General features: G+C 57.3%; 19 protein-coding genes. 10 read left to right on the plus strand and 9 right to left on the minus strand.

The features are described 5' to 3' along the window. Positions 1-59: 59 nt before the first annotated feature. Positions 60-842 (minus strand): arginine deiminase family protein, encoded by a 783-nt coding sequence (locus P8935_RS00205; protein ID WP_348262995.1) that lies wholly within the window; start codon positions 840-842, stop codon positions 60-62. A 258-nt stretch (positions 843-1,100) separates the two neighbouring features. Here P8935_RS00205 and P8935_RS00210 point away from each other — a divergent pair, with 258 nt between their 5' ends. Further along, positions 1,101-4,844 carry a protease pro-enzyme activation domain-containing protein gene (locus tag P8935_RS00210; protein ID WP_348262996.1) on the plus strand — a complete coding sequence of 1,248 codons (3,744 nt, stop codon included), beginning with the start codon at positions 1,101-1,103 and terminating at the stop codon, positions 4,842-4,844. 190 nt (positions 4,845-5,034) lie between these two features. On the opposite strand, the gene P8935_RS00215 is transcribed toward P8935_RS00210, so the two are convergent. The 4 genes from P8935_RS00215 to P8935_RS00230 all read right to left on the minus strand — a co-directional run bounded on the left by P8935_RS00215 (position 5,035) and on the right by P8935_RS00230 (position 7,343). After that, on the minus strand, positions 5,035-5,658 hold the full coding sequence (locus tag P8935_RS00215; protein WP_348262997.1) for an HNH endonuclease: 624 nt from the start codon (positions 5,656-5,658) through the stop codon (positions 5,035-5,037). A 13-nt stretch (positions 5,659-5,671) separates the two neighbouring features. Next, positions 5,672-6,310 carry a phosphoribosyltransferase family protein gene (locus P8935_RS00220; protein ID WP_348262998.1) on the minus strand — a complete coding sequence of 213 codons (639 nt, stop codon included), beginning with the start codon at positions 6,308-6,310 and terminating at the stop codon, positions 5,672-5,674. A 544-nt stretch (positions 6,311-6,854) separates the two neighbouring features. Beyond that, a complete protein-coding gene (locus tag P8935_RS00225) occupies positions 6,855-7,094 on the minus strand; it encodes a CsbD family protein (RefSeq protein ID WP_348262999.1) in 240 nt (79 codons plus the stop codon). A gap of 96 nt (positions 7,095-7,190) precedes the next feature. Continuing rightward, positions 7,191-7,343, minus strand: coding sequence for a lmo0937 family membrane protein (locus P8935_RS00230; RefSeq protein ID WP_348263000.1), 153 nt, complete (start codon positions 7,341-7,343; stop codon positions 7,191-7,193). Between the two features lie 384 nt (positions 7,344-7,727). On the opposite strand from P8935_RS00230, the gene P8935_RS00235 reads away from it, so the two are divergent. Continuing rightward, positions 7,728-7,877 (plus strand): DUF3309 family protein, encoded by a 150-nt coding sequence (locus P8935_RS00235; RefSeq protein WP_348263001.1) that lies wholly within the window; start codon positions 7,728-7,730, stop codon positions 7,875-7,877. Between the two features lie 229 nt (positions 7,878-8,106). Next, positions 8,107-9,891: a CRTAC1 family protein gene (locus P8935_RS00240; RefSeq protein WP_348263002.1), complete on the plus strand. Its 1,785-nt coding sequence runs from the start codon at positions 8,107-8,109 to the stop codon at positions 9,889-9,891. A 399-nt stretch (positions 9,892-10,290) separates the two neighbouring features. On the opposite strand, the gene P8935_RS00245 is transcribed toward P8935_RS00240, so the two are convergent. Continuing rightward, the gene (locus P8935_RS00245; RefSeq protein ID WP_348263003.1) at positions 10,291-11,244 is read right to left on the minus strand and encodes a universal stress protein; all 954 of its coding nucleotides are present in this window, start codon (positions 11,242-11,244) and stop codon (positions 10,291-10,293) included. A gap of 341 nt (positions 11,245-11,585) precedes the next feature. On the opposite strand from P8935_RS00245, the gene P8935_RS00250 reads away from it, so the two are divergent. Further along, the gene (locus P8935_RS00250; RefSeq protein ID WP_348263004.1) at positions 11,586-12,797 is read left to right on the plus strand and encodes a TIGR04053 family radical SAM/SPASM domain-containing protein; all 1,212 of its coding nucleotides are present in this window, start codon (positions 11,586-11,588) and stop codon (positions 12,795-12,797) included. 259 nt (positions 12,798-13,056) lie between these two features. After that, the gene (hemG, locus tag P8935_RS00255) at positions 13,057-14,541 is read left to right on the plus strand and encodes a protoporphyrinogen oxidase (RefSeq protein ID WP_348263005.1); all 1,485 of its coding nucleotides are present in this window, start codon (positions 13,057-13,059) and stop codon (positions 14,539-14,541) included. A gap of 266 nt (positions 14,542-14,807) precedes the next feature. Here hemG and P8935_RS00260 read toward each other — a convergent pair whose 3' ends face one another. From P8935_RS00260 to P8935_RS00270, 3 genes are all read right to left on the minus strand, one after another. Continuing rightward, positions 14,808-16,568, minus strand: a complete 1,761-nt coding sequence (locus tag P8935_RS00260; protein WP_348263006.1) for a CocE/NonD family hydrolase — start codon at positions 16,566-16,568, stop codon at positions 14,808-14,810. Positions 16,569-16,775: 207 nt separating this feature from the next. Next, positions 16,776-17,441: a rhomboid family intramembrane serine protease gene (locus P8935_RS00265; protein WP_348263007.1), complete on the minus strand. Its 666-nt coding sequence runs from the start codon at positions 17,439-17,441 to the stop codon at positions 16,776-16,778. Further along, complete coding sequence (locus tag P8935_RS00270) at positions 17,442-18,647, minus strand: VIT1/CCC1 transporter family protein (protein ID WP_348263008.1); 1,206 nt, start codon at positions 18,645-18,647, stop codon at positions 17,442-17,444. A 325-nt stretch (positions 18,648-18,972) separates the two neighbouring features. Here P8935_RS00270 and P8935_RS00275 point away from each other — a divergent pair, with 325 nt between their 5' ends. The 5 genes from P8935_RS00275 to P8935_RS00295 all read left to right on the plus strand — a co-directional run bounded on the left by P8935_RS00275 (position 18,973) and on the right by P8935_RS00295 (position 24,295). Continuing rightward, a complete protein-coding gene (locus P8935_RS00275; RefSeq protein WP_348263009.1) occupies positions 18,973-20,232 on the plus strand; it encodes a sugar MFS transporter in 1,260 nt (419 codons plus the stop codon). Between the two features lie 366 nt (positions 20,233-20,598). Further along, positions 20,599-21,150: a helix-turn-helix transcriptional regulator gene (locus P8935_RS00280; protein ID WP_348263010.1), complete on the plus strand. Its 552-nt coding sequence runs from the start codon at positions 20,599-20,601 to the stop codon at positions 21,148-21,150. A 26-nt stretch (positions 21,151-21,176) separates the two neighbouring features. Then, the gene (locus P8935_RS00285; protein WP_348263011.1) at positions 21,177-21,842 is read left to right on the plus strand and encodes a hypothetical protein; all 666 of its coding nucleotides are present in this window, start codon (positions 21,177-21,179) and stop codon (positions 21,840-21,842) included. Between the two features lie 296 nt (positions 21,843-22,138). Next, on the plus strand, positions 22,139-23,557 hold the full coding sequence (locus tag P8935_RS00290) for an SPFH domain-containing protein (RefSeq protein ID WP_348263012.1): 1,419 nt from the start codon (positions 22,139-22,141) through the stop codon (positions 23,555-23,557). Positions 23,558-23,647: 90 nt separating this feature from the next. Then, positions 23,648-24,295 (plus strand): DUF2059 domain-containing protein, encoded by a 648-nt coding sequence (locus P8935_RS00295; RefSeq protein ID WP_348263013.1) that lies wholly within the window; start codon positions 23,648-23,650, stop codon positions 24,293-24,295. Positions 24,296-24,331 lie beyond the last annotated feature (36 nt).

Raw genomic sequence — 24,331 nt, forward strand, 5'->3', positions numbered from 1 at the left:
TGCTCAGTGAACAGTGAACACCTGGACGATTACTTGAGAACGCTGGTTAGTTCCTCGCGCTAGAAACGCAGGGAGAGGCAGCTTAGGCCACCATCCATTTTTTGAAACTCTGACATGTTGAGCACGAGAGGGTTGAAGCCACGCGCTATCAGCTCGTCGCGGAGGTGTGGAAAGCCTTCAGCGATCAGGACGCGATCGTTCACGCGGACACAGTTTGCGGCGTAGCTCTCGGCGGATGAGACGCGGATGAGATTGAAGCGAGCGAACTCGGAATTGAACTGGGAATTCTCCGCCATCTCTTCCATGACGACGAGAGTGTCGTCGCCGATGTAGCTGATGCCGCTTTTCAGATGCAGGATCGACGTCATGGAACGGATGTCGATGGTGGACGCGGTGTAGCCAAGCGAATTGAGATATGCGGCGAGCTGGCGCGCGCCTTCCCTGTTGGTGCGCTGCGAAATCCCGATGAAGAAATGATCTTCCGCTTCGCAGATGTCGCCGCCGTCGACGGTGCCGGGCGGATCGATAGCTAGAGTGCGGGAGTAGAAATTCTCGACAGTTGGACGGATGGCAGCGACTTCGCCCAAACGGCTGGCAGCGCCGGGTCGGGTGAGGATAGCGACTTGGGGAGTAAGGATCGCTGCATCTTCGACGAACGTAGAGTCGGGGTGGCGGAGGTCGGGCGCGAGAATGGTGAGTTCGAGCCCACATTCGCGCAGAGCATCGCAATAGTGAGCGTGCTGGGCAAGCACTTCGTCGAGATGGGGAGTACCGAGCTCAACGGTGGTGAGGCCGTCGGCGAAGTTACTGCCGGGGATGCGAAGAATGGCCTTGGTAAACAAGCGCGCTGCTCCGGATGCAGGAATTGTGGGCCGGGTGCTTCAGTATATCTCTGGCCGTCGCCGGAGCGAACGCCTCGACAATCAATAGAGGAAAGTGAGCAGGCCGTCACGGCAGTAAACAGCGGCCTGGAGTATGCTTCTCGAAGCTTTACAGCAACTTTTGGCGGGACTTCTGCTCGGGGTCTCGAACATGCGAAGTCTTTGTAATTGGGATTTCAAGAGGCGGAGTCTTACGTCGCCTCGCAGGAGAAATCTTTCATGCGCTTGCCTGGGTTCTTTTTTACTTCTGTTGCTTCGGTCACCCATTTCAAATCCAATCGATCATCCAACCGGCCTTGCGGGTTTCTGCTTGCGATTCTGCTCTCCGTCACTCTGAGTGGCAACGCGGCAGGACAAGCGCAGGGAGCTCAGCCGAAGAATGTTGCGGGGCGGGATCTGATCGCGCGACCAATCGAAGATGGGCAGCGCACGGTATTGCGGGGCAACCGGCATCCGCTGGCAAGAGCTGAATTTGACCGCGGTATGGCGCCCGCTGGTCTACCGATGACGCGGATGCTGCTGGTTCTGAAGCGGAGTGATGAGCAGGAAAGTACGCTGAAAACGCTTCTCGCCGATCAGCAAGCAAAGGGATCAGCGCATTATCACCAATGGCTAACACCCGAAGAGTTTGGAAGGCAGTTTGGGCCGACAGATAACGACATTGAGAAGGTGACGGCGTGGCTGAATGCGCATGGATTCCAAGTGGCAGGAGTAAGCAAGGGACGAACCGCAATTGAGTTCTCAGGCACAGCCGGGCAGGTGCAGGAAGCATTCAGGACTGCGATTCACAGCTACGTTGTGAAGGGGGAGCAGCGCTGGGCCAATGCCGAGGATCCTTCGATACCGACAGAGATGACGCCTGTGGTCAAAGGTGTACTGACGCTGCACAATTTTCCGCGACATTCGAACGCGGTAATTCACGGGCAGCCGGTGAAGCCGATGAATGGAGCGGCATCGCCCTACTTCACGTTCACTTCAGGCCAGCAGACGTTCTACGGTCTGGGGCCGACCGACTTTGCAACGATTTATGATGTGCTGCCTCTCTGGAAAGCAGGGATTGATGGGTCCGGGCAGACAATTGCGATTGTGGGCGAAACCAATATCAACCTAAACGATGTGAATTCGTTCCGGAGTCTGTTTGGGCTTCCTGCGAATCCGCCGAAGATCATTTTGAATGGTTCCGATCCAGGGATTGTAGGCGACGAGCCTGAGGCTTTGCTGGATGTTTCGTGGTCTGGTGCAGTGGCAAAGAATGCCACGATCGACCTGGTAGTTTCTGCGAGTACTGAAACGTCGCTGGGCGTGGACCTGTCGGCGCTGTACATCGTTGACAACGACATAGCGCCCGTAATGAGCGAGAGCTACGGCGAGTGCGAGGCGACGCTAGGCAACGCGGGCAATGCCTTCTACAACTCCCTATGGCAGCAGGCTGCGGCTGAAGGCATCACTGTGATGGTATCGGCTGGAGATTCAGGGTCAGCAGTTTGCGACGACTTCAACAGTTCAAGTTTTGCGTCGCAAGGTCTGGCAGTGAGCGGATTTGCTTCAACACCTTACAACGTGGCCGTGGGCGGAACGGATTTCGACCAGTCGGCAGCGAATGCCGCTACGTATTGGAACGCGACGAATGATCCGACGACGGCCTCTTCCGCGAAGTCGTATATTCCGGAGACAACTTGGAACCAGTCATGCGCGGCTCAGGGATTAGATGGCTGCGGGCCGGGTGCGACCAATCTCAACATTGTTGCGGGAAGTGGTGGGCCAAGTAACTGCGCGAGCGCGGATAGCAATTCCAAGTGCATTGGAGGCTATGCGAAGCCTTCGTGGCAGACGGGCAATGGCGTGCCGCAGGATGGCGTGCGCGACTTGCCGGATGTGTCGTTATTTGCGAGCGCCGGATCGAACGGCAGCTTTTACATTATTTGCGAAGCGGACTTCACGCCGTTCGGACCGATACCGGGATTCAACATCCCGTGCAACCTTACGAATCTGAGCTTTGTTGGCTTGGGCGGGACTTCGGGATCTTCTCCAGCGTTTGCGGGCATGATGGCGCTGGTGAACCAGAAGATGGCGATGCAGGGGCTAAGTGCGCGGCAAGGCAATGCGAACTATGTTCTTTACAGTCTTGCGGCGCAAGGCGGCGCGAGTTGCGACTCTTCGAAAGGGACTGCGGGCGGAAGCGCGTGTATCTTCCACGATGTAACCAAAGGGAACAATGCGGTCCCCTGCGCGATGAACACACCGAATTGTGGACAGACAAACCTTGGTGGATTTGGTGTGCTGGTGGATCCAAATAACTCCGCCAACCCTGCCTGGACTACGACGGCGGGATATGACCTGGCAACCGGGCTCGGCACTATAGACGCGTTCAACCTGGTGAATGCGTGGGGTTCTGTCGCGATGACGCAGACCACGACGACACTGACGAATGTTTCTCCGGCGAGTTTGACGCATGGTCAGGCAGTGAACGTGAGTGCCACCGTGGCTGCGAAAAGCGGCTCGGGAATTCCGACGGGGCGCGTGACAGTGATAGCCTCGCCGGCGGGACAGAACCTGAGCATCGATGATTTTGCGATCGTCAACGGTGTAGCGAGCGGCACGACTTCGCTGCTGCCGGGTGGCACGTATAACGTGGTAGCGCACTATGGGGGCGACGGAAATTTCGCCGCGAGCGACTCTGCACCGCTACAAGTGACGGTAACGAAAGAGAACAGCCAGACCAAGACAAGCCTTGCGTGGTACGACTTCACAAACGGCGTTTTCACATCGACGACTACAGTGCCATATGGATCTATCGTCTTCCTGCGCGGAGATGTGACTGGGACAGCCGGGACAAGTTGCGCACCAAATCCGAAGGAGACGGAGGCTGCTTGTCCAACGGGAAGCATGAATTTCACCAGCGGCGGCAAGCCTGTGGACGCCGGAACCTATGCGTTGAATTCGCTGGGGTATGCGGAGGATCAACGAATTGCGCTCGATCTGAATGCGGTGGGCAGTTATTCTCTGCAGGCGCAATACGGTGGAGACGCGAGTTACAACGCCAGCCAGGCTTCATTGAATGCTGTGGTGACGCAGGCGCCGACATATATCTACTACCTTGAGATTCAGGGCCTTTCTCCCACGATTAACGCGAACGGCGAGACGTATGTTGCGTACTCTGGGCAGAAGTTTGATGCGATTGCTGTTGCGTATAGCCAGAGCATCCTGGGAGCTCCGACAGGGACGATCTCGATTCTCGAAAATGGCAATGCAGCTTCGGGAACTTTGACGTCGTATCAACTGAACGGCAGTTACACCGGAGGTTTCGCAGGGGTGGGTCTCGCTTATCTTGAGGGCGACCTCACAACGAGTATCGACACACCGGGGAGTTACAACTTTACGGCGACGTATGCCGGTGATGGAAATTATCTCGGCTCACAGAGTCCGTTTCCGGTGAACGTGACGATTGTGGATACGACATTCAATATCAGCGGAACGATTGCAAATGTGAACGTGAAGGCGGGAAGCACCGCAACGACGACAGTGAGCTTCGCGGGTGTGGATAACTTCGCCGGGCAAATCCAAGTGACCTGCAAGCTACCAACAGCAATGGCGGAGGCCACCTGCACCGCAACACAGGCAGCGCTGGGAAATACCACGACTGCAACTTCAACCGTGACGATTACGACGACGGCGGCGCACAAGTTAGCCGCGAATCACGCTCAGCGTGTGGGTGGTATGGCTGTGGCACTCGCCGGGGGGATCTTGCTGTTTGCATTCGGCGGAAGGCGACGTGGAATTCTGCTGCCTCTAGTACTGGTTATGTGTGCCGGGACGTTTGTGGGCTGCGGGGGTAGCGGCAGCAGCAGCGGAGGAGGCGGCTCGACTGACCTCGGAACCGTGGCGGGCTCTTATACGGTGAGTGTGTCGGCGACGTCGATGAATATCACGCGGACGGGGACGTTTACCGTGACCGTGCAGTAGGGGAAGAGGCTGATTGTTCGCTCACCACACCCGAACTCGCAAGGGATCGCGCGGACTGTGAGGTCTGAGCTTTTCCACCCATGCGATAAGAGCTTCGCATGGATGGGGTTCATGCAGATTGATGCTGGGTTAAGCAGGTCCTTCAGCTCACTGCGTTCGCTCAGGCTGACATGTCAACTCTTACTGAATGCTAATAGAAAAGATATTTGCGCCAGCGGTCGTCGCCGCGTCCTAGCATGCGCATGATCTGGCGGCTCGTATGGAGCGAGAAGGGGCGCGGCTCGCGAAGGAGAACCATGTCGTCGATTTCGACGAGCATGCGGTTGCCTTTGCGGCGATTGCATGCGTGGCAGCACGCGACCAGGTTTTCCCAGGTGGAGTTGCCGCCGCGTGAACGCGGGATTACGTGATCGAGGGTGAGTTCGCCGGAAGGAAGCACAACTCCGCAGTACTGACACTGGTTGCGATCGCGCAGCAGGATATTTTTGCGCGAGAGGGCGCGGGTTTGATGAGGGATGCGGCGGTATTCAAGCAGCCGAATCACGGACGGCATCGCGACGAAGCTGCGCTGGGCATGCAGCGTGAGGCCGTGCTCTTCTTCAGTGCGCGCAATGCCCTTGAGTACGAGCACGAGTGCGCGACGCGCTCCACAGATGTTGATGGGTTCGTAGGATGCGTTGAGCACGAGAACCGGCATCTGCAGAATATGGTTGGCGTGCATGGCGACATGAGTGCCTGACTCAGCAGCATGAGCGGCAGCGCGGGCAGCGGATTTTTGCTTGCGTGCATGAATCATGGCTTTTCCCAGCGACATCCGATTCCCCTCGTTAAAAAGGTTGATGTGTCGATGATGGCGAATGCATGCTTGCTAACGGTTGAACAGCGGCCGGCTCGATGCCGGGTTGAGCGCGGTCTGCGAAGGACTGTGCTTGGTTAAAGTGGATGCGACGCGCACGGGCGAGAGTTGCGACGTAGACGGAAGCGGCTCCCGCTCTGATTAGTGACTGGGCGGCGGCGCGGGCGGTAGCACCGGTGGTAAGAATGTCGTCCACGAGCAAAATGTGACGGTCTTTGACAGCGGATCGATTGGAGACATTGAAAGCTCCGCGGACGTTGACGCGGCGCTGATGGGGTGTGAGTCCTGCCTGGCTTTCGGTGGAGCGGAGGCGCATAAGCGCGGCGGGCGCTAACTTGAGTCGCCACGCGGGATGCGTTTTGTGGAGTTCGAGAATCGCGTATCGCGCGAGGGCGCGGGCCTGGTTGAAGCCGCGTTGTCTGCGTTTGCTGCGATGCAGGGGAACGGGCACAACGAGCAGTTCCGCAGGAGCTTCGAGAGCGAGTTGCGCAATAGCGGATGCGAGCATTGCGCCAAGCCGCTGTGCAGCGGGGTGGACGCGATCGTACTTGAGCGCGTGGATGGCGGCGCGCAGGGGACCATCATATGTCCCGAAAGAGACGGCACGCACGAAGGGAGGAGGCGCGAGGCTGCAGGCCCGGCAGAGGCATAAGGAGGGGATATTTTGAGTCGAAGGATGGTCGAGCGAGTCACCGCAGAGATGGCAAACTTCACCGCGATGAGCTGAGATTTCGCTCCAGCAGGCCTTACAGATTGGAACGGACGAGAGTTGCGGCAGCGGGGAGCCGCAAAGAGTGCAGGAGGCGGGAAGGAGAACGGAACTAATGGCGTCCAGAGGACTTCGGAGTACGCGCGCAACGGCGCGCCAGCGGGATGTCTCCGAGAGTGAACCGTCGATCGTCAGCGAACCGTAGTTCCTGCTGAAGACGCACCTCACCAGGGCCAGCGCGGCTTTGTAGGGGAACCGCCGCTTCGGCGTTACCTATATCTATAGCTTTTATGGAGAGGATTAGCAAGTCGGGTGCCAGAATTGACACCTGTGAAGCGGCGGGTTTCCTCAACGCTGCATCGTGACGGGAGATAGGGGACAGAAAGCCCCATGTCTCAGATGCGAGACATGGGGCATACAGAGTTAATCGGAGATTGCTTTGCGACTACTCGCGATCGCGGACGGATTCCTTATCGAGGTTGTTGTCGATCTCGGTGTCACGTGTGGTTGACGCGGACTTGTTGAAGGCGTCTTTAATGTTGCCGACTACTTTTTCGGCTTTGCCCTTTACTTGCTGAGCTGCACCTTCTGCCTGGGTTTTGCTGTCGCCGGTCCACTCACCAACTTGACGCTTGGCGCGACCTGCTGCATCGTCGATTGTGCCTTTAATGTCGTCGCTATTCATATATCCACCTCCGTGGGTTCTTTCGAAAACATGTTGTCGCAAAAAACGCGCACTTGCGTGCGCGCTTCTTGAAGATCGTTGGGGCGCGGGGATGCGCTACAGCGCGGCTCTACGTCCAGATATCAGTTGGATAACGAGAACTACCAGTGCGAGCACCAGCAGAATGTGGATGAATCCACCCATGGTGTAGCTGCTGACGAGACCCAGCAACCACAGGACCAGGAGGACTACAAAGATTGTCCAAAGCATTTTAACCTCCCGAAAATTCTAGATATATCAACAACACAAGCTTGGACGCCGTGCTGAATCCTGCAGGTTGTTCGGAGAAACGCAGAAACTTCACATAGTTTGGAGGTTCGGCCGAAATACAAATGTAATCAGTAGGTATGTGCGGCCTTTCCTTTGAACGGATGTACATAGTTCGAGTCCGCAAGGAAAACGGTACAGCGCTCCACGCTCCACATGCATCACAAGCAACAGGTTCAGTGCGCCGAGCAGGGTCGGAGTGCGAACTTCTCACGACAACAGATTTCTCTATTAGAGCGTTTCTCTCTCTTAGGGTGCGTCCAGCGTCGAGAGTATTTGAAGACATACACGTTGCATACATTAACTGACTGAGCAAGGAGAGAGACTATGTTGCTGATTATTATTCTGGTGATCCTGATTTTTGGGTTTGGTTATGGTGGTTACCGCGCAGGTCCGGGAATCGGCTACTACGGCGGGGGCGGACTCAGCTTGATTTTGACGATCGTGCTGATCCTTTTACTTTTGAAGGTCTTTTAATTTTGCGTTGAAGGGCAGTGCAGACTGTCCCGACACGCTGACTTCGATACTCGATTGGCACGCCCTTGATGCGGTACACTTCAACCGTTGAGGGGGCGTGTCTTTGCGAGTTCGCGATCTGCTCTGTTTTGTATTGTTCTTACTGGTTGCGAGCTTTGAAGGCAGTTCCCAAGCCCCTGTAAATCCTCAAGCAAATCCTCCACAGCAAACCCCACCGCCGAAGCCGGGAATGAGCAGCGGCATTGCGGCCGGCGTGCAGGCTGCGCCGCAGTACGACGCGGAAAAGCGGCCGATCACGGCGGGTGGATTCGTCGACCAGGACAAGGGCACAGTGGTGTTTGAGGACGACACCAAGGCAGCGGGCCTGTCGGGTTGGATTCACAAGATGGGCGTGCCTAACAAGCAGTTCATCGTGGAGACGAATGGCTCGGGCGTCTGCCTGATTGATTACAACAATGATGGCTGGCTGGATATTTACCTGGTCAACGGCTCAACGTTTGACGCGCTTGACGGCAAAGAGCCCACGCCTCATGCTGCCCTGTTCCGCAACAACCACGACGGAACGTTCACGGATGTATCGAAGGAAGCCGGCGTTCAGAATGACCGCTGGGGCTATGGGTGCTCGGTTGCCGATTACGACAATGATGGCTGGCCTGATCTCTATGTAGGCAATTACGGACCGAACCGGCTTTACCACAACAATCATGATGGCACCTTCACCGATAAAGCGGTGGAGGCCAAAGTTGATTTGGGCAACTGGTCACCGGGATCGACGTGGGGGGACTATGACGGCGACGGTAAGCTCGATCTCTACGTGACGGGTTATGTTCACTTTGACCGGAACAATCTGCCGATTGCGGGGACGAAAGCGGTGAACTATGCCTCGTGTCTGTATCGCGGTGTGAGCGTGAATTGTGGGCCGCGCGGGTTGCCGGGCGAGCCGGACCACCTTTTCCATAACGAGGGGAACGGGAAGTTCACAGATGTCACAGTGAAAGCGGGCGTTGAAGACAAGGACAAATACTACGGCTTTGCCACGATTTTTGTAGACGTCAATAATGACGGTAAGCCGGACCTGGTGGTGGGGAACGACTCGGAACCCAACTTCCTTTACATCAATAAAGGAGACGGAACGTTTGACGATCAGAGTTACGTGTCGGGATTTGCGCTGAATAAAGATGGGCGCGAGATTGCGTCAATGGGCATTGCAGCGGGCGACTACGAAAACAGCGGACTGATCAGTTTCTTCGTTACAGATTTTGGCGACGACTACAAGGTGCTGTACCACAATGACGGCGACGCGAGCTTTACGGATGTGAGCTACAAAGCAGGGATAGCACAGACGACAATTCCATTTGTGGGGTGGGGCGACGGGTTTCTAGATTTCGACAATGATGGCTGGCTGGATTTGTTCGAAACCAACGGTCATGTCTATCCGGAAGTAGACCAGCATGACTGGGGAACGACGTTCAAGGAGCGGCCGCTGCTGTTTCATAACATTCCGGACGGAACGGGTAAGGGACGGAAATTCGAGTATGTTCCACCGGTGAAAGGATCGGGGCTGGCAGTGGTGGTTCCGGGGCGCGGCGCGGCGTTTGGCGATCTTTTCAATGACGGGAAGATCGATGTGGTGATTAATCCCGTGGACGGCCCACCGGTGCTGCTGAAGAACGTGAATCCCGATAAGCATCACTGGGTGGAGATGGGGTTGGTAGGGGGACCGAAGAGTCCGCGGGATGCGACCTGCGCGACCGTTTATTTACAGGCGAATGGAATGCGGATGCGGCAGGATGTGTTGTCGAGTGGGAGCTACATTTCCTCGAACGACCGCCGACTGCACTTCGGGCTGGGTGACGCGACCGATGCGGGGACTGCGGAGATTCACTGGCCTTCCGGCGCGAAGGAGACGGTCAAGATTCCGGCTGTGGATCGGATTTATACGATCGAAGAGGGCAAGGGGATCACGGGCGCGCTGTGCGGTGGGAAGGCGTGCGCGGACGCGAAGGCCAAGTAGAGACGTCGAATGCATGAGATCGGGAGTCGGTCTTCGGTGGCGCGGTCGGAAAAAATAAAAAACAGATCCTTCGCTCCGCTTACCTCTTGAACACTCTGTGTTCAAGGGGCTCCAAGCCGGTCCGCTCAGGATGACACTGCCTGGTGAGTGACGGCATCAGGGTTCTGGATGAGGCTGGCGATTGGTTGCGATAAAGCTTCGCATGGATGGGGCACCCTCGTTCATGCAGATTGATGCTGGTGGTAGGCAGGTGCGATGACGTCGCTGGGAGAGACGGCATCGCCGGGTGGATTCCGCCGCTTGCCATTGAATCCACCCGGCGCGCGCCCGGTTGGTGCCGGTTATCCCGGTGTTGTTTAGGACCCAATATCCGTGGATACCGGTGGCCGGTGATCCTGGTTAAAACACTCCTGCGAGGAAGCTTTCCACTTTGTGTTCGGGTATATATTTGACTCCGCTTTCGGCGAGTACGGCGGGCGAAAGCGTGATCACGGGGCAGTGAGAATGCGCCAGGACCTTGTAGACCACTCCGTGACGGGCAATGGCAGCAAAGGCAGATGCGCCGTGCGCACCAAGGACGATAAGGTCAGCCTGCTGTGCGCGGCTCTGGTAGAGCAATTCCTCGGTCGGATCGCCGGGAACGACGATCGTCTGGATGGCAATCTGATCGCGGAGTTCGGGAGATATCAGGCAGAGAAGGTCGGACTCTATTTCTTCGATTGAATGGCCTGCCAGAATTTCAGCACGGTCCTGCGGACGGATCACATGCTGGAGGGTCAGGCGTGCATGGTGCTGCAAGGCGAGTTCGGCGGAGAAGTTGGCGACGACAAAGCTGCTCTCAATGAAGCTGACGGCGCAGAGGATGGAGCGCGTGGCGAAGTTACGGTAAGCGCCGTCGACGACCTCTGGGCCGATGACGAACACCGGGACGTTGGCGCTGCGCAGGACTGCTTCTGCGACGGAGCCGACGAGAATTTTTCCGATGGGGCCGGGCGAATGGGTTCCCATGACGATGCGATCGATATGTCGCTCGCGGAGATAGCCAAGAATCTGATCGGCGGCGAGGCCGGGACGCACCACCACATCACACTTGATACCGGCGTTGCGGGCGCTTTGGGCGAGGGGCTCGAGGTGTTTGACGTCAGCACGCGCGGCGGCAGCGTAGTCGTAGTAGCGAATGCCAGAAGTCTCAGACGCTGCGACGACGAGAGTGTCGTAGGCATGGAACAGCACAAGATCTGCGCCGAATTCTTTAGCCTGTGCGACGGCGAAATTGAAGGCGCGCTCGTTCGAGGGAATCTCGGATGCAAAGAGGATGGTGGAGGGCTTGCTCCAACCCGGCTTGTTGGCCATGGGGAACCTCCTTCAAGTGCTTAAAGATATTAGGCTGCTTCCAATGCGCTTACAGTGCCGCAGACCACACGGAAAGGTGAGTTAAATCACAGGTCGAATCCGTAGCTGGCACGACCTTGTTGCCTGATCCTCGACCCAGCGAGACGAACGTACTTTACGGGAGGATCACCCTGTTGACTTGGATTCTGTACTCATACCAATAATTTGTCCAGCCCGGAAAACGCTTGCCGAGATGAAATTCTCAATTATTTGGTGATCTGAATCACAGATCGACCGGTCGCGAAGGTGCTCTTCTGTATGCGAAGCAAGGCGTTCTCCGCGCCGAGGAGGTTGGAAGTTTTATGCAACAACAGCCAATGCATCACATACCGGCCCGAGGTGGATTGAATTACGACGAAGCGCCGTTTCTAGCGATCTGGGAAGTGACGCAGTCGTGCGATCTGGCCTGCAAACATTGCAGGGCCGCCGCGCAACCGATTGCGCATCCTGATCAACTGAGCACTGCTGAAGGCAAGGCCCTGATCGATCAGATCGCGGAGATGCATATTCCGATTTTCGTTTTTACCGGTGGCGATCCTCTGAAACGTCCTGATCTGTATGAACTGATTCGCTATTCGGCGGAAAAAGGCGTGAAGGTGGCGGTGACGCCGAGCGCTACTCCACTGCTGACGCGGGACGCAATTTTCAAGATGAAGGAAGCTGGGGTGGTGCGGCTGGGGATTTCGCTGGATGGATCTTCGCCGGAGATTCACGACACGTTTCGCGGATTGCCGGGTGCGTGGGCGCGCACGATTCAGGCGGTGGAATGGGCCGGGGAAGCAGGGCTGCCGATCCAGGTGCATACGACGATCAGCCGACATAACGCGAACGATCTCGATAATTTGTGCGCGCTGTTTGAGAAGCTCAATATCGTGATGTGGAATGTCTTCTTTCTGGTTCCGGTGGGACGCGGACAATTGGGCGATCTGCTGAGCGGCGAAGAATTCGAAGATGTGTTCGGAAAGATTTACGAGTTGTCGAACCGCGTGAGTTTTCAGATCAAGACGACGGAAGCAATGCACTATCGGCGTTACCTGCTGCAGCATAATCTGCAGGAGCGGAAGATGGGGCATGGCGCTGGACATCCGATGGGCGGGGCGCACGAGTACGAACCGGGCGCGCCAGAGGCAGATGCGAAGACGCGGACATCAAACTGGATGACGCGGCGGGTGAATGACGGCAAGGGATTTCTTTTCGTTTCACACATGGGAAATGTTTATCCCAGTGGGTTCCTGCCAATTCATGCGGGCAACATTCGGGAGAAGCCGCTGGCGGATATCTACCAGAATTCGCCGATCTTTAAGGCGTTGCGGGACACGAAGCGGCTTGAGGGCAAGTGCGGCGCTTGCGAATACAAAGAGATCTGCGGCGGGTCGCGTGCAAGGGCGTACGCGGTTACGGGCGATCCTCTGGCGCAGGAACCTTGCTGCATCTATCAACCGAAGAATTGGGTGCCTACGGAGTCTCAGGCAGCGTGCCAGCCGGAGTTCCTGGGTCCCTTAGTGTCCTTATAAATACATAGATTTGTGGGTTGGGTGTATCGGGCAGGGCGAAAGCGTTGCCCGATATTTTTTTGCTGGGAAACTCCTCACCTAGATGGAGATCGGGACGGAGTGGGCCGAAGCATTGGCTAAGTCAAACGCCGTTGGAACGAAGAGTGATTTAAATCACTTGCCAGACGGGTTCAGGGATAGATGCTGGAGGTGAGGCCCTCGTGCGGTGCACACCCCTGCGTACGCGGCCCGGTGTGATAAGAAGAGATTGAGGTCACGGATGCGGGTAGCAATTATTGGAGGCGGGATTGCGGGAATGGCGGCCGCCTTTGAGTTGGAAAAGGCGCGCGCAGCGGGTGCAGACGTGGAATACACGCTGTTCGAAGCGCGGGCAAAGCTGGGAGGCTCGCTCGCATCGGAGACTGTAAATGGCGTGGTTCTGGAGCGCGGGCCGGATTCTTTTTTGAGCGAGAAGCCCGCGGGGGCCGAACTCTGCCGCGAACTGGGGCTGGCTGATCAACTGACGCCTTCGAATGACGCCAACCGCAAGACTTACATCGTGGTGAAGAACAAGCTGGTTCCCTTGCCCGATGGGCTGATGTTCCTGATTCCCACGAAGCTTGTGCCGACGGCGCTGTCAGGTTTGTTCAGCCCGGCGACGAAGATCCGGATGGGGCTGGAGCTGCTGCATCCCCCTCGGCCAAGTGGTCAGGATGAGTCAGTGGCAGCGCTGGTGAAGAGACATTTTGGACAGGAGGCAGTGGATCGGCTGGCGGATCCGCTGTTGTCGGGCATCTATGGCGGTGATGCAACGCAGTTGAGCGCTCGGACGGTTTTGCCAAAGCTGGTGGAGATGGAGACCGAGTATGGCTCGCTGACTCGCGGCATGCTGGCGGCGCACAAAAAGATGCGGGCGAAGATGGCGGCTGCGCGGAGCTCAAGTGGAAATTCCGGGGGGCAGCCAGCAGGAGAAGAAAAGCGTTCTGCTCCGCGATCGATTTTTACGACGCTGAAAGGCGGCTTGCAGCAACTGGTGAATGCGCTGGAAGCGCGGCTCAATCCGAAGTGGGTACGGAAATCGACGTCGGTGAGCGCACTGGATCGCGTGGGTGATGGCTGGCGGGTGCGGTCGGGCGGAGCCGACGAGACCTATGACGCGGTGATTGTGGCGTCTCCCGCATGGGCTGCGGGTGGAATGCTGGCAGCGACGGATGCTGGGCTGGGCGACGAGTTGAATGGAATTCCCTACTCTTCTTCGATTACGGTGAACCTGGTATTTGACGAGGCGCAGCTGGGGCGGCTGCCGGATGGATTCGGATTTCTAGTGCCGGCGGTCGAAGGAAGAGCCATGCTGGCTTGCACCTTTGTGCACCGCAAATTTGCGGGACGAACTCCGACGGGTAAGGCTGTGCTTCGGGCGTTTCTGGGCGGTGCGAAGAATGAGGCGCTGCTGGACCAGAGCGATGAAGTTCTGGTGGCTACGGTGCGGCGCGAGTTGAGCGAGATTCTCGGGTTGCGCGTGGTGGGGCCGCACATTCCTGCAGAGGCGACGCAGGTTTCGCGCTGGCGTCGTGCGATGGCTCAATATGCTGTAGGCCATCAGGACAGGATGAATCGCGTGAAAGAGCATGTAGCTGCACTGCCTGGGTTGCGGCTCGCGGGAAACGCCTATGACGGGATTGGCATTCCGGATTGCATTCGGACTGGACGAAACGCGGCTAAAGAATTGTTGGCGGAGAAGCAGGTTGCTGTTTCTAGTCGCTAGCTTTTGACTCTTTGTAAAGCGCAACATTTCGGTTGCGTGTAAAAAGCAGATGCAGATCCTTCGACTTCGCTCAGGATGACGGTGCTGGGTAGGTCCGTGCTTTCCCACCCATGCGATGAAAGCTTCGCATGGATGGGGCACCCATTTTCTTGCGGATTGAAGCGGCGAAAAGCAGATCCTTCACTTCGCCTACCCCGCAGCGCTTCTTTCAGGATGACACCTGCATTGCGAGTGAGGGAAGGATTGCCGGTTTAACTCGCATTCTGCTACTTCGGAATAATGGGGAGGATCAGGGCGCTGGGGTGGGCGGTGTCGTGGTAAATCGTATTGGTGGCTTTGACGAAGGTGGAGTCTGTCGATGCTGGTTTGCCGGTGTTGAGGTTGCGGTCGAAGCGCGGGAAGTTGCTGCTGGATACTTCGAGACGGATGATGTGGCCCTTAAGGAAGACGTTGCTGGTGGACCAGAGATCGACTTTATATTCGTTGATTTTGCCGGGCTCAAGAAGTTTGGCGGGACCGGTGGTGGATTCGCGGTAGCGGGCGCGGAGGATTCCTTCGGTCAGGTTCTGCACGTAGCCGTTGGGCCACACATCGACTAATTTTGCGGTGAAGTCGGTGTCGACGGCGGTGGAGGCGGCGTAGAGGTCCAACGTTACGGGGCCGGTGACTTCGACGTCGCTATCGAGCGGGGGCGTGGAGTAGACGAGGACATCGGGGCGGGCTTCCACTTCTTTCTGATCTCGGGGGCCGGCGGGGAGATGCTGTGGATCGCAGCAGAGGGGACCGCCGGTGGTGGGGACGGGGTTGGCGGGGTCGTAGGTGAAGCTGTCGGCGTGTTCGGATTTTGCGGATGCGATGGAGAGAGCGCCGTCACCTGTGGATGAGTTCGCTTTGCCGGTGGAGTGAAGCAGGTAGCGTGTGGATTTGGCGCGTTCGAGAGGCCACGCATCTTCGAATCGCCATTTGTTTTCGCCCATGACGAAGATCTTGACGGGGTGGGTGGCGAAGTCGTTCTGCTTGCCCTGGAAGAGGTAGTCGTACCACTCGAGGATGGTCTTGTTTTCGTCGTATTCCGCGGCAGCGGGACCAAAGTCTACGGTGCCGATGTGGCTCCCTCCACCGGCATGGCCGCCGATCATCATGAGCAGGTGCTGTCCTGTACGGGCCGCTTCATTGCCGGCGTGCGCTTTGAGGCCTTGGTAGTTGCGCAGCGAGCCGCCCTGGAAGATGTCGTACCAGGCGGCGACGGTGAGAGCTGGAACCTGGATGTTCTGAAAGTTCTCTTCGATGGACCACTGCTTCCAGTAGTCGTCGTAGTCAGTGTGCGCGGCCCAGTCAAGGAAGTAAGGGGCGAGGGCTTGAGTGAGTTCAACGCCGGTGCGTGGCTTGGCGAGGTTGAATACCGGGAATTGCGTGAGAGGCAAGGTGTCGACCGCGGCGAGTGCGTTTGTGTCGCGGCGGATGGCGCGGTTGAGGGTGTCTTGCGCGAGGCCTGCGGTCCATGACTCGTTGAACCATTGCTCGAATGCGCCGCCCTGGTAGGTCCAGTTCTCGTGGTAATTGCTGGCCGTAACGACGGGGCATATTCCAGCGAGATGCGGCGGGTGGCCGATAGCGGCGAGCATCTGCGTGGCTCCGACGTAGGATCCACCGAACATTCCGACTTTGCCGTTGGAGTTGGGGAGCGCGGCAGCCCACTCGATGGTGTCGTAACCGTCCTCGGTTTCGTGCTTGAAGGGATACCACTCACCTTCGGAGGTGTAGCGGCCACGAACGTCCTGCACGACGACGAGGTAGCCACGGGCGGCGGCGGTACGGCCGAAGTCGGCTGCGTTGTTTTTATCGTAAGGGGTGCGCTGAAGGAGGGTGGGGTATTTGGCATCGCCGGCGGGGTGGTAGATGTCCGCGCGCAGGATGATGCCATCGCGGGTCTTCATGGGGACGCCGCGTTCGATGGTGATGTCGGGCGTGGTTTGCGCGAGGGCGATGGGGGCCAGGCAGAGGGCGATGAAGATTTGTTTGAGCATGGTTTTTGTTGAGGTGAAACAAACGAGGACATTGTAACGGGGCAGACCTGAGATCGTTCTGTTCCACCGACGTGGAGTTGATTATGGTTCTTGCTTTCCCACCCATGCGACAAAGGCTTCGCATGGATGGGGCACCCATGATTGTGCGGATCGATGCAAGGTGCAACAGCAGATCTTTGGACTCTCCTCCACCTCGTTCAGAATCGCTCAAGAGAAACGGCGATAGGTCATGCGCTGCGGGCTGATGAAGAGCTTGGCGGTGACTACGCCGAAGAGGAAGCCGCCGATGTGGGCCAGGTAGGCGACTCCGCCGGTGCGGACTTGTGCCACGCTGCCGACGTTGAGGACCTGCATGACGAACCAGAAGCCGATGAGGAGCGCGGCCGGAATCAGCGTGATGCGGAAGAAGATGAGGAAGAAGACGAGGGTGCGAATGCGATCGCGCGGGAATGTGATGAGGAAGGCGCCCATGACGGCTGCGATGGCTCCACTGGCCCCGAGTGCGGGGATGCGGGAGAAGGGATCGCCGAGGATCTGCGCCGACATGGCGACGATGCCGCCGATGAGATAGAAGATGGCGAAACGGATGGGACCCATGGCATTTTCAATCTCGCGACCGAAGGCCCACAGGTAGATCATGTTGCCGATGATGTGCATCCAGCTGGCATGCATGAACATGGAAGTCAGAATCGTGATCCATGCGTGACCGTGAATGATGCGGTTGGGAACTGCGGACCAGATATAGACGAAGCGGTCGCCATAGGTCAGTTCCTGAAAGAAGACCCACACGTTGAGCACGATGATGAGCAGGGTGACGACGGCGAAGCGGGTCGGTGGACGGGAGGCATCGCCCAGAGGAATAAAGCCACCCATTTACATTCCGCCCTTGCCGAGGAGAATACCGATGCCGTAGGTGACGGCGCCTTCGACCGCACCGACGACAGTCATTTCGAGACCTGAGGACCACCAGGAGCGGATGGTGATGAGGCTCTTGGCGGCGCCCACCGCGAAATGTGCGATGAGGGAGACAACGGCGGCGGCGATGACAGCCGGCACTCCGCTCATAAAGAAGAACGGGATGATGGGGATCATGGCGCCGATCGCGGTTGAGAGAGCACCCGAGGTGGCGGAGACCATGGGGTTCGATAGTGCTTCCTCAGACGTGCCGAGACGTTCGCTCGCAAGTGCGCGGAGCATCTGGTCGGGATCGCTGGCGATGTGGTTGACCATGTGGTCGGCATCGGCTTCCGGCAGCCCCTTGACCTGGTAGTAGAGGGAGAGCAGTTCGCGCGCTTCAGGGCCATTCATCTGGATGGCTTCGCGTTCGCGGGCGATTTCGGCGTGGTAGATTTCGCGCTCGCTTTTGGCGGCGAGGTACGCGCCGGATCCCATGGAGAGCGCGGAGGCGATCATGCCGGAGAGTCCGGCGAGGAGAACATATTTACTGTCGCCGGCGGTGGCGCCCGAGACGCCGGAGACGATGCCGAAGATAGCGCCGAGGCCATCGTTGACGCCGTAGATGGCATCGCCGATCCAGGCGCCGGGCTGCTTGCGGCCTTCAGCACGCTTGGCGAGAAGTTCTTCGAGGACGGCTTTGGCATCGACTTTGGGTGCACCCGCGGGCGGTTGATAGTGGCCGCGCAAGAGGGAGCCCAGTTCCCTGTGGTGGTCTTTTTCGTCCTCGATGACGTGATCGAGGATGGCAATGGACCCTTCGTCGCCGAGGTCTTTGAGCTGCTTGCCGTAGTTGGCGATGTGGCGGCTTTCTTCGATTTCGAGACGGCGGAGGGCCATACGGACGCCACCCGCTCGATTGGCTAAGGAGTTGGCTTCTCCGCCGGGATTGCCGGTGTAAACGGGCTCCTGGCCTCCGAGTTCGACGATGCGGCCGTGCCAGAGGGCAGCATGCTCCCACTCGGCTCCGGCGAGGTGGCGCAGGACCTGGGCGCGGACGGGGTCGTTATCGCGATCGGCGAGGGTCTTGTATGTGTAGTAGCCCTCCATCTCGGCTTGCCAATTGGCTTCGAGGGCAGCTAGAACTTTTTTCAACTTGGCGCTGCTCAGGGTGGTGGTGGCCACGGGTGCGTCTCCTTGCGTTGTCTTGAGGATACGGCATTTTGCGCTGGAATCGCAGGGACGTAGACGGCGGAAAACAGGCTAGCAATGCTGGACTGGGTGAATGGCGGCGTGTAGTCCGCACAGGACTTGATATCAGTTGGCCACATCACTTCCCCAATTTGGGGTTTTACGTATAGTGTTGTGTGCAGCAATTTGGCCGTAAATCCGGCTGCGAATTGCAATCCCAGCATCAACAAGCTGGTCTAAATGAGAGCGCGAAGAACGCACGAGCGCTTAATGTGCCCTAACCGGGCGAAATTTTTGATGAACAGGGGAGCAAACCAGCATGGCAACAAAAACCAATCAACCGGCAGGAGGAGGACTAACCTCGGCCGGGTATCTTGTGCCGTTTATCACTGTGACGGCGCTGTTTTTCATCTTCGGGTTTATTACCAACCTGAACATGGCCCTGGTGCCACATCTGAAGGCAATTTTCACGCTTCCCTACGCATGGGCGATGTTGGCCGAGTCAGCATTCTTCCTGGCGTATTTTGTATTCTCCTCCCCGACGTCGAAGCTGATTGAAACTATCGGATACAAGCGGACGATGGTGGTTTCGCTGTTTATCCAGGTAGTCGGCTGCCTGCTGTTCATTCCGGCAGCGAAGCTCGTGAGCTTTCCGCTGTTTCTTACCGCGGTGTTCATCGTGGGAGCAGGCGTAACGGCTCTGCAAACTTCCGCCAATCCTTATGTATCGATTCTTGGCCCGGAGAGTAGTTCCTCCATTCGACTCAACCTGGCACAGGCTCTCAACTCCTTAGGCGGGACGCTTGCGCCGATCGTTGCCGGCGCCTACATTCTGACCGATCCCGCGAAGCTGGCCTCGCCCGCCAGCGTTGCAGACACGGTGCGTATGCCGTACATGCTGATTGCTGGCGGACTTCTCCTGCTTGGCCTTGCGGTCGCATTTATGCACCTGCCCCACGTTGAACAGACCCAGGCATTTCGTCCCGCGAAGGAAGGCGATCCGATTCTGAGCCGCAGCATCTGGGGCTACAAGCACACCGTGCTCGGCGCAATTGGGATCTTCTTTTATGTCGGCGTCGAGGTTGGGCTGGCATCGATTGCGGTGAACTACTTCAAGCTGGAGGGCATCAGCACCGCAGAGACTGCGTCCTACCTGGTCTCGCTCTATTGGCTCGGTGCGCTGGTCGGCCGTCTGCTCGGCGCGGGCATCATGACCAAGGTGAAAGCCGGAAAATTACTCGGCATCTTCGGCTTTACGGCTGCCGTGCTGATTACGATTTCGATGTTCACCACCGGGCATATTGCCATCGCTACCTTGGTGCTGTGTGGCTTCTTCAACTCCGTCATGTTCCCCAACATTTTCACGCTGGGAATCGCCGGGCTGGGACCGATGACCAGCAAGGGCTCGGGACTTATCATGACCGCCGTTGTCGGCGGTGCAGTGATTCCGCCGCTGATTGGCGTACTGGCGGACAAGATGGGAATTCATCAGTCCTTTATCATTCCCATCATTTGCTATCTCTTCATTGCCTACTACGGGCTGTGGGGATCCAAGCCTTCGCGGACAATAACAGCGTAGGCGGGTTGGGGCAGTAACCCTGAAGGCCCTCCAGCGACTGGCTGGAGGGCCTTCGTATGTTTGAACTCGAACGAAGGTCCCCAGGGCTAAGCCCCTGCCCATCCAGGCTTCTATTCAGGGCCTGAAGGCCGCTGCTCCCTCCATTTCAGCTCAGCCGGCAGAAAACTGTAGCTTGAGGCGGTTTTTTGTTGATCAAGAGTTAAACGCCCGATGCATTAAGGTGAGTGATCCGCGCATCCACTTGAAAACAATGGAAAAGAAGGGTATGTTCGATTTCTGTTGACGTTTATTGCGGATTGCGATACTGTTATTGCAATTTGCGATTGGCTAGTTCGAGATTTGAAAAGCTGATCGCCGGAAGTACGAATGAAGCTCGGCGAAAAAATTAAATATCTCCGCGAGGTCGAAGGCAGCTTGCGGGGAATGAATCGGGCGATGAGCCAGCAGGAACTGACGCGGGCGATCGAAGCGGAGACGGGCTCGAAGCTGAGCCAGAGTTACCTGTCGCAGATTGAAAGCGGGGCGCGACCACACCTGACGAATACAACCAGGCAGATCCTCGCGAAGTTCTTCAAGGTTCATCCGGGGTATCTGGTGGATGATCCCGAGGGTTATCACCCGGAGTTGTTGAGCGAGGTGAGAGGTCTTGAGGACAAGCTGGATTCGTGGATGGTGTCGGGGGCGGAGCGGTTCAGGCGCGACCCGGAGTTGAAGAGCGCGCTGTTGACCGTGGCGCAGCACGAGCGGACCCGGGAATGCCTGTTGCTGCTGGAAGCCATTCTGGAGACGCCGGGCTTGATGGGGCGGTTGACAGAAGTGTTGAGAAAACCGGGAAACGGTATCCGGGAACAGGGAGTAACAAGCAAGAACGGCCGAGCAGGGACGAGAGAGACCGGGACTAAGGGACGCAGGGACTAGGGACTGAGGCATTTGGGGGGACGGCGATGAATTGGGAAACTTTTTATCTGGTTTGCTTTCTGGCGGGATTGATGCTGAGCTTCGTCTCGCTGCTTGGGGGGATGGGACATTTTGGCGGTCATGTGCATTTGCCGCATGTTCACGTGCCGCATGTGGGGCATGTTCATATTCCGCACGGCGCGGGCGTTTCGCATCCTGCGAGCGGTGGTGCAGGATCGGGTGCAAGCGGTGGGCCGGATGTGCCGTGGTGGAATGCATTCTCCATCATGATTTTTCTCTGCTGGTTTGGCGCGGCGGGATATTTGCTGACGAAGTATGGAAGCTTTGTCGCCGGGGTTGTGGTGGTTTTGGCGTTGATTTGCGGGTTGGCAGGAGGAGCGATCATCTTCATGTTTTTGACCAAGGTATTGATGCCGCATGAGCGTGAGCTGACCGCATTTGAGACGGATGTTGTGGGTGTGGTGGGGCGCGTGTCATCGCCGATTCGTGCTGGCGGGGTGGGAGAGATTGTGTACCAGCAACTGGGTGCGACGCGGTCGGCGATTGCGCGCTCGGACGATGGTGACGCGATTGGGAAAGAAGAAGAGGTCTACGTGATTCGCTACGAAAAAGGGATCGCGTATGTGAAGCGGTGGGAAGACGTAGAGCAGGGCTTCGCAACTGGAGATTCGAAACAAGCTACTAGCCGCTAGCTTCTAGCTACCAGCTAAAGTGATCGGCGCAACAAGAAGTGCCCGGCCGAAGGACCGGGATTCCAATGACGAACTCAACCGTGTTGATTGCGGAGATGGGCGTCCTGGTAGGGATCTTTCTGCTGGGACTTTTGGCGAAGTTGTTTCCAAAGAACAGACACAAAGCGAAGTAGTGAGCAACAGAAGAGTGGACAGTGTGCAGTGAACAGTGTGCAGTGCGGACGTTTGCTCTGAATATTGTCGACTGAGCAGTAAACCATCAACAATTCAACCCCTGTTGAAGGGACAGGGATCGAATGATGACGAATGAAATGATTCTTGTTGTCGGTCTGGGAGTATTGGCGCTGATCTTCCTGATGGGCATTTTGGCCAGGATGTATCGCAAGGCAGGGCCCAATGAAGCATTGATTGTCTATGGATTTCGTGGGCCACGTGTAATCAAGGGACATGGCACGGTGATCTTCCCCATGGTGGAGAATTGCCGCGAACTGAGCCTGGAACTGATGAGTTTCGATGTGGCTCCGCAGCAGGACCTCTACACCAAGCAAGGTGTGGCCGTGACGGTTGAGGCTGTCGCCCAGATCAAGGTGCGCAGCGACCAGGCTTCGATATTAACGGCAGCCGAGCAGTTTTTGACGAAGACTCCGCCGCAGCGCGAGGGGCTGATCCGGCTGGTGATGGAAGGCCACCTGCGTGGGATCATCGGTCAGTTGACTGTCGAGCAGATTGTGAAAGAACCCGAGATGGTGGGCGAGCGGATGCGTGCGACGTGCGCGGAAGACATGAGCAAGATGGGGCTCGAAGTAATTTCGTTCACTATCAAGGAAGTCCGCGACAAGAACGATTACATCGCCAACATGGGCAAGCCGGATGTGGCGCGCATCAAGCGCGACGCGGAGATGGCGACCGCCGATGCGGAGAGGGATACGGCGATCAAGCGGGCTACGGCGCTGCGGGAATCCGCTGTTGCCAAGGCGCAAGCTGACCAGGAACGCGTGATTGCGGAGACTGCTTCGGCGACGCGGCAGGCAGAGGCGCAACGCGATCTTGAAATCAAGAAGGCCGAGTATGCAGAGCAGAGCCGCAGGCAGCAGGCCACGGCCGACAAGGCTTATGAACTGCAGACCAACGTCATGCTGCAGCAGGTGACCGCTGAGCAGGTGAAGGTACAGCAGGTCGAAAAAGAAGGCCAGATCAAGGTGCAGGAAGCCGAGATCATGCGCCACGAGAAGGAGTTGATTGCGACGGTGTTGAAGGGCGCCGAGATCGAGCGTCAGCGGATTGAGAATCTTGCTTCTGCTGAGAAGTCTCGCTTGACGACCGAGGCAGAAGGCCGCGCCTCTGCGATTCGTTCACAGGGTGAAGCTGAAGCCAGCATCATCTTCCAGAAAGGCGAGGCGGAAGCGAAGGCGATGAACGTGAAGGCCGAGGCTTACCAGCAGTGGAACCAGGCCGCGGTCGTCGACAAGCTGCTGACCAATATGGCCGATGTTGTCCGTGCAATGGCTGAGCCGTTGAGCAAGGTGGATCACATCACGATTGTGTCCACAGGCAACGACGATGCTGCGGGTGCGCACAAAATTACCGGCGACATGACGCGGATCGCGGCGCAGGTACCGGCGTTGTTTGAAGCGCTGAGCGGCATGGACATCAAGCAGTTGATGTCGAATGTGCAGGCGATCAAGAAGCCGGCAAACGGCGAGGCGGCGAAATAGTAGTTGAGTGGTTCACATCGTTCAACAGGCGCGTGGCGGGAGAAAGCTCTTCTGCCACGCCAGCCAGAAAGAAAGTTGAGGAAGGAAGACATGATTCGCATTATTCGTACGGCGATGATTTTAGGAATTGCAGTGGGCACATCGTCCGCCTTCGTGTTTGCGCAGAGTCCCCAGTCGTCCGAAGTGGTGCCGGCTGGAGGACAGGCGTCCACTGCAGTGGTGCCGGCTGACCAGAAGCCGACGTTGGAGCAGTTGACAAAGTTATTTGAAGTAATGCGGCTGAAGGAGCAGATGCAGTCGATGCGGCAAATGGTGCCCGCGATGGTGCAGCAACAGATCACTTCGGCGATGAAACAGACTGAGGCAGAGCTGCCGTCGGGGACAAAACTCACGCCTGAACAACGTGAAGGCATGCAAACGGTAATGAGCAAGTATGTTGGTAAGGCGATGGATCTTTATCCAGCCGACGAGATGATCACGGACATGGGAGAGATTTATCAGCGTCATCTAAGTAAGGATGACGTCGACGGATTGATTGTGTTTTACAGCTCTCCGGCTGGGCAACATCTTTTAAATGCGCAACCCGTCATCGCGCAGGAGTTCATGCCGATCGTGATGGGGAAAGTGATGCCACGAAGCCAGGCCATGACGAAGGAAATGATGAAGGAGATGGCGGCGTTTGTGCCATCAAAGCAGGCCGCGTCGAAACAAGGTGCGACGAAGCCGCCTGCGAAGTAACAGTGCGAGTTGAATGAAACAAATGAAGATCGAACT

The sequence above is a fragment of the Telmatobacter sp. DSM 110680 genome (genome assembly GCF_039994875.1).
Lineage (GTDB): Bacteria > Acidobacteriota > Terriglobia > Terriglobales > Acidobacteriaceae > Telmatobacter.

Coding starts and splice junctions, on each gene's coding strand:
- P8935_RS00210 (WP_348262996.1), top strand. CDS start 1,101: ATGCGCTTGCCTGGGTTCTTTTTTACTTCTGTTGCTTCGGTCACCCAT.
- P8935_RS00215 (WP_348262997.1), bottom strand. CDS start 5,658: ATGTCGCTGGGAAAAGCCATGATTCATGCACGCAAGCAAAAATCCGCT.
- P8935_RS00225 (WP_348262999.1), bottom strand. CDS start 7,094: ATGAATAGCGACGACATTAAAGGCACAATCGACGATGCAGCAGGTCGC.
- P8935_RS00230 (WP_348263000.1), bottom strand. CDS start 7,343: ATGCTTTGGACAATCTTTGTAGTCCTCCTGGTCCTGTGGTTGCTGGGT.
- P8935_RS00235 (WP_348263001.1), top strand. CDS start 7,728: ATGTTGCTGATTATTATTCTGGTGATCCTGATTTTTGGGTTTGGTTAT.
- P8935_RS00240 (WP_348263002.1), top strand. CDS start 8,107: ATGAGCAGCGGCATTGCGGCCGGCGTGCAGGCTGCGCCGCAGTACGAC.
- P8935_RS00245 (WP_348263003.1), bottom strand. CDS start 11,244: ATGGCCAACAAGCCGGGTTGGAGCAAGCCCTCCACCATCCTCTTTGCA.
- P8935_RS00250 (WP_348263004.1), top strand. CDS start 11,586: ATGCAACAACAGCCAATGCATCACATACCGGCCCGAGGTGGATTGAAT.
- hemG (WP_348263005.1), top strand. CDS start 13,057: ATGCGGGTAGCAATTATTGGAGGCGGGATTGCGGGAATGGCGGCCGCC.
- P8935_RS00260 (WP_348263006.1), bottom strand. CDS start 16,568: ATGCTCAAACAAATCTTCATCGCCCTCTGCCTGGCCCCCATCGCCCTC.
- P8935_RS00265 (WP_348263007.1), bottom strand. CDS start 17,441: ATGGGTGGCTTTATTCCTCTGGGCGATGCCTCCCGTCCACCGACCCGC.
- P8935_RS00275 (WP_348263009.1), top strand. CDS start 18,973: ATGGCAACAAAAACCAATCAACCGGCAGGAGGAGGACTAACCTCGGCC.
- P8935_RS00280 (WP_348263010.1), top strand. CDS start 20,599: ATGAAGCTCGGCGAAAAAATTAAATATCTCCGCGAGGTCGAAGGCAGC.
- P8935_RS00285 (WP_348263011.1), top strand. CDS start 21,177: ATGAATTGGGAAACTTTTTATCTGGTTTGCTTTCTGGCGGGATTGATG.
- P8935_RS00290 (WP_348263012.1), top strand. CDS start 22,139: ATGATGACGAATGAAATGATTCTTGTTGTCGGTCTGGGAGTATTGGCG.
- P8935_RS00295 (WP_348263013.1), top strand. CDS start 23,648: ATGATTCGCATTATTCGTACGGCGATGATTTTAGGAATTGCAGTGGGC.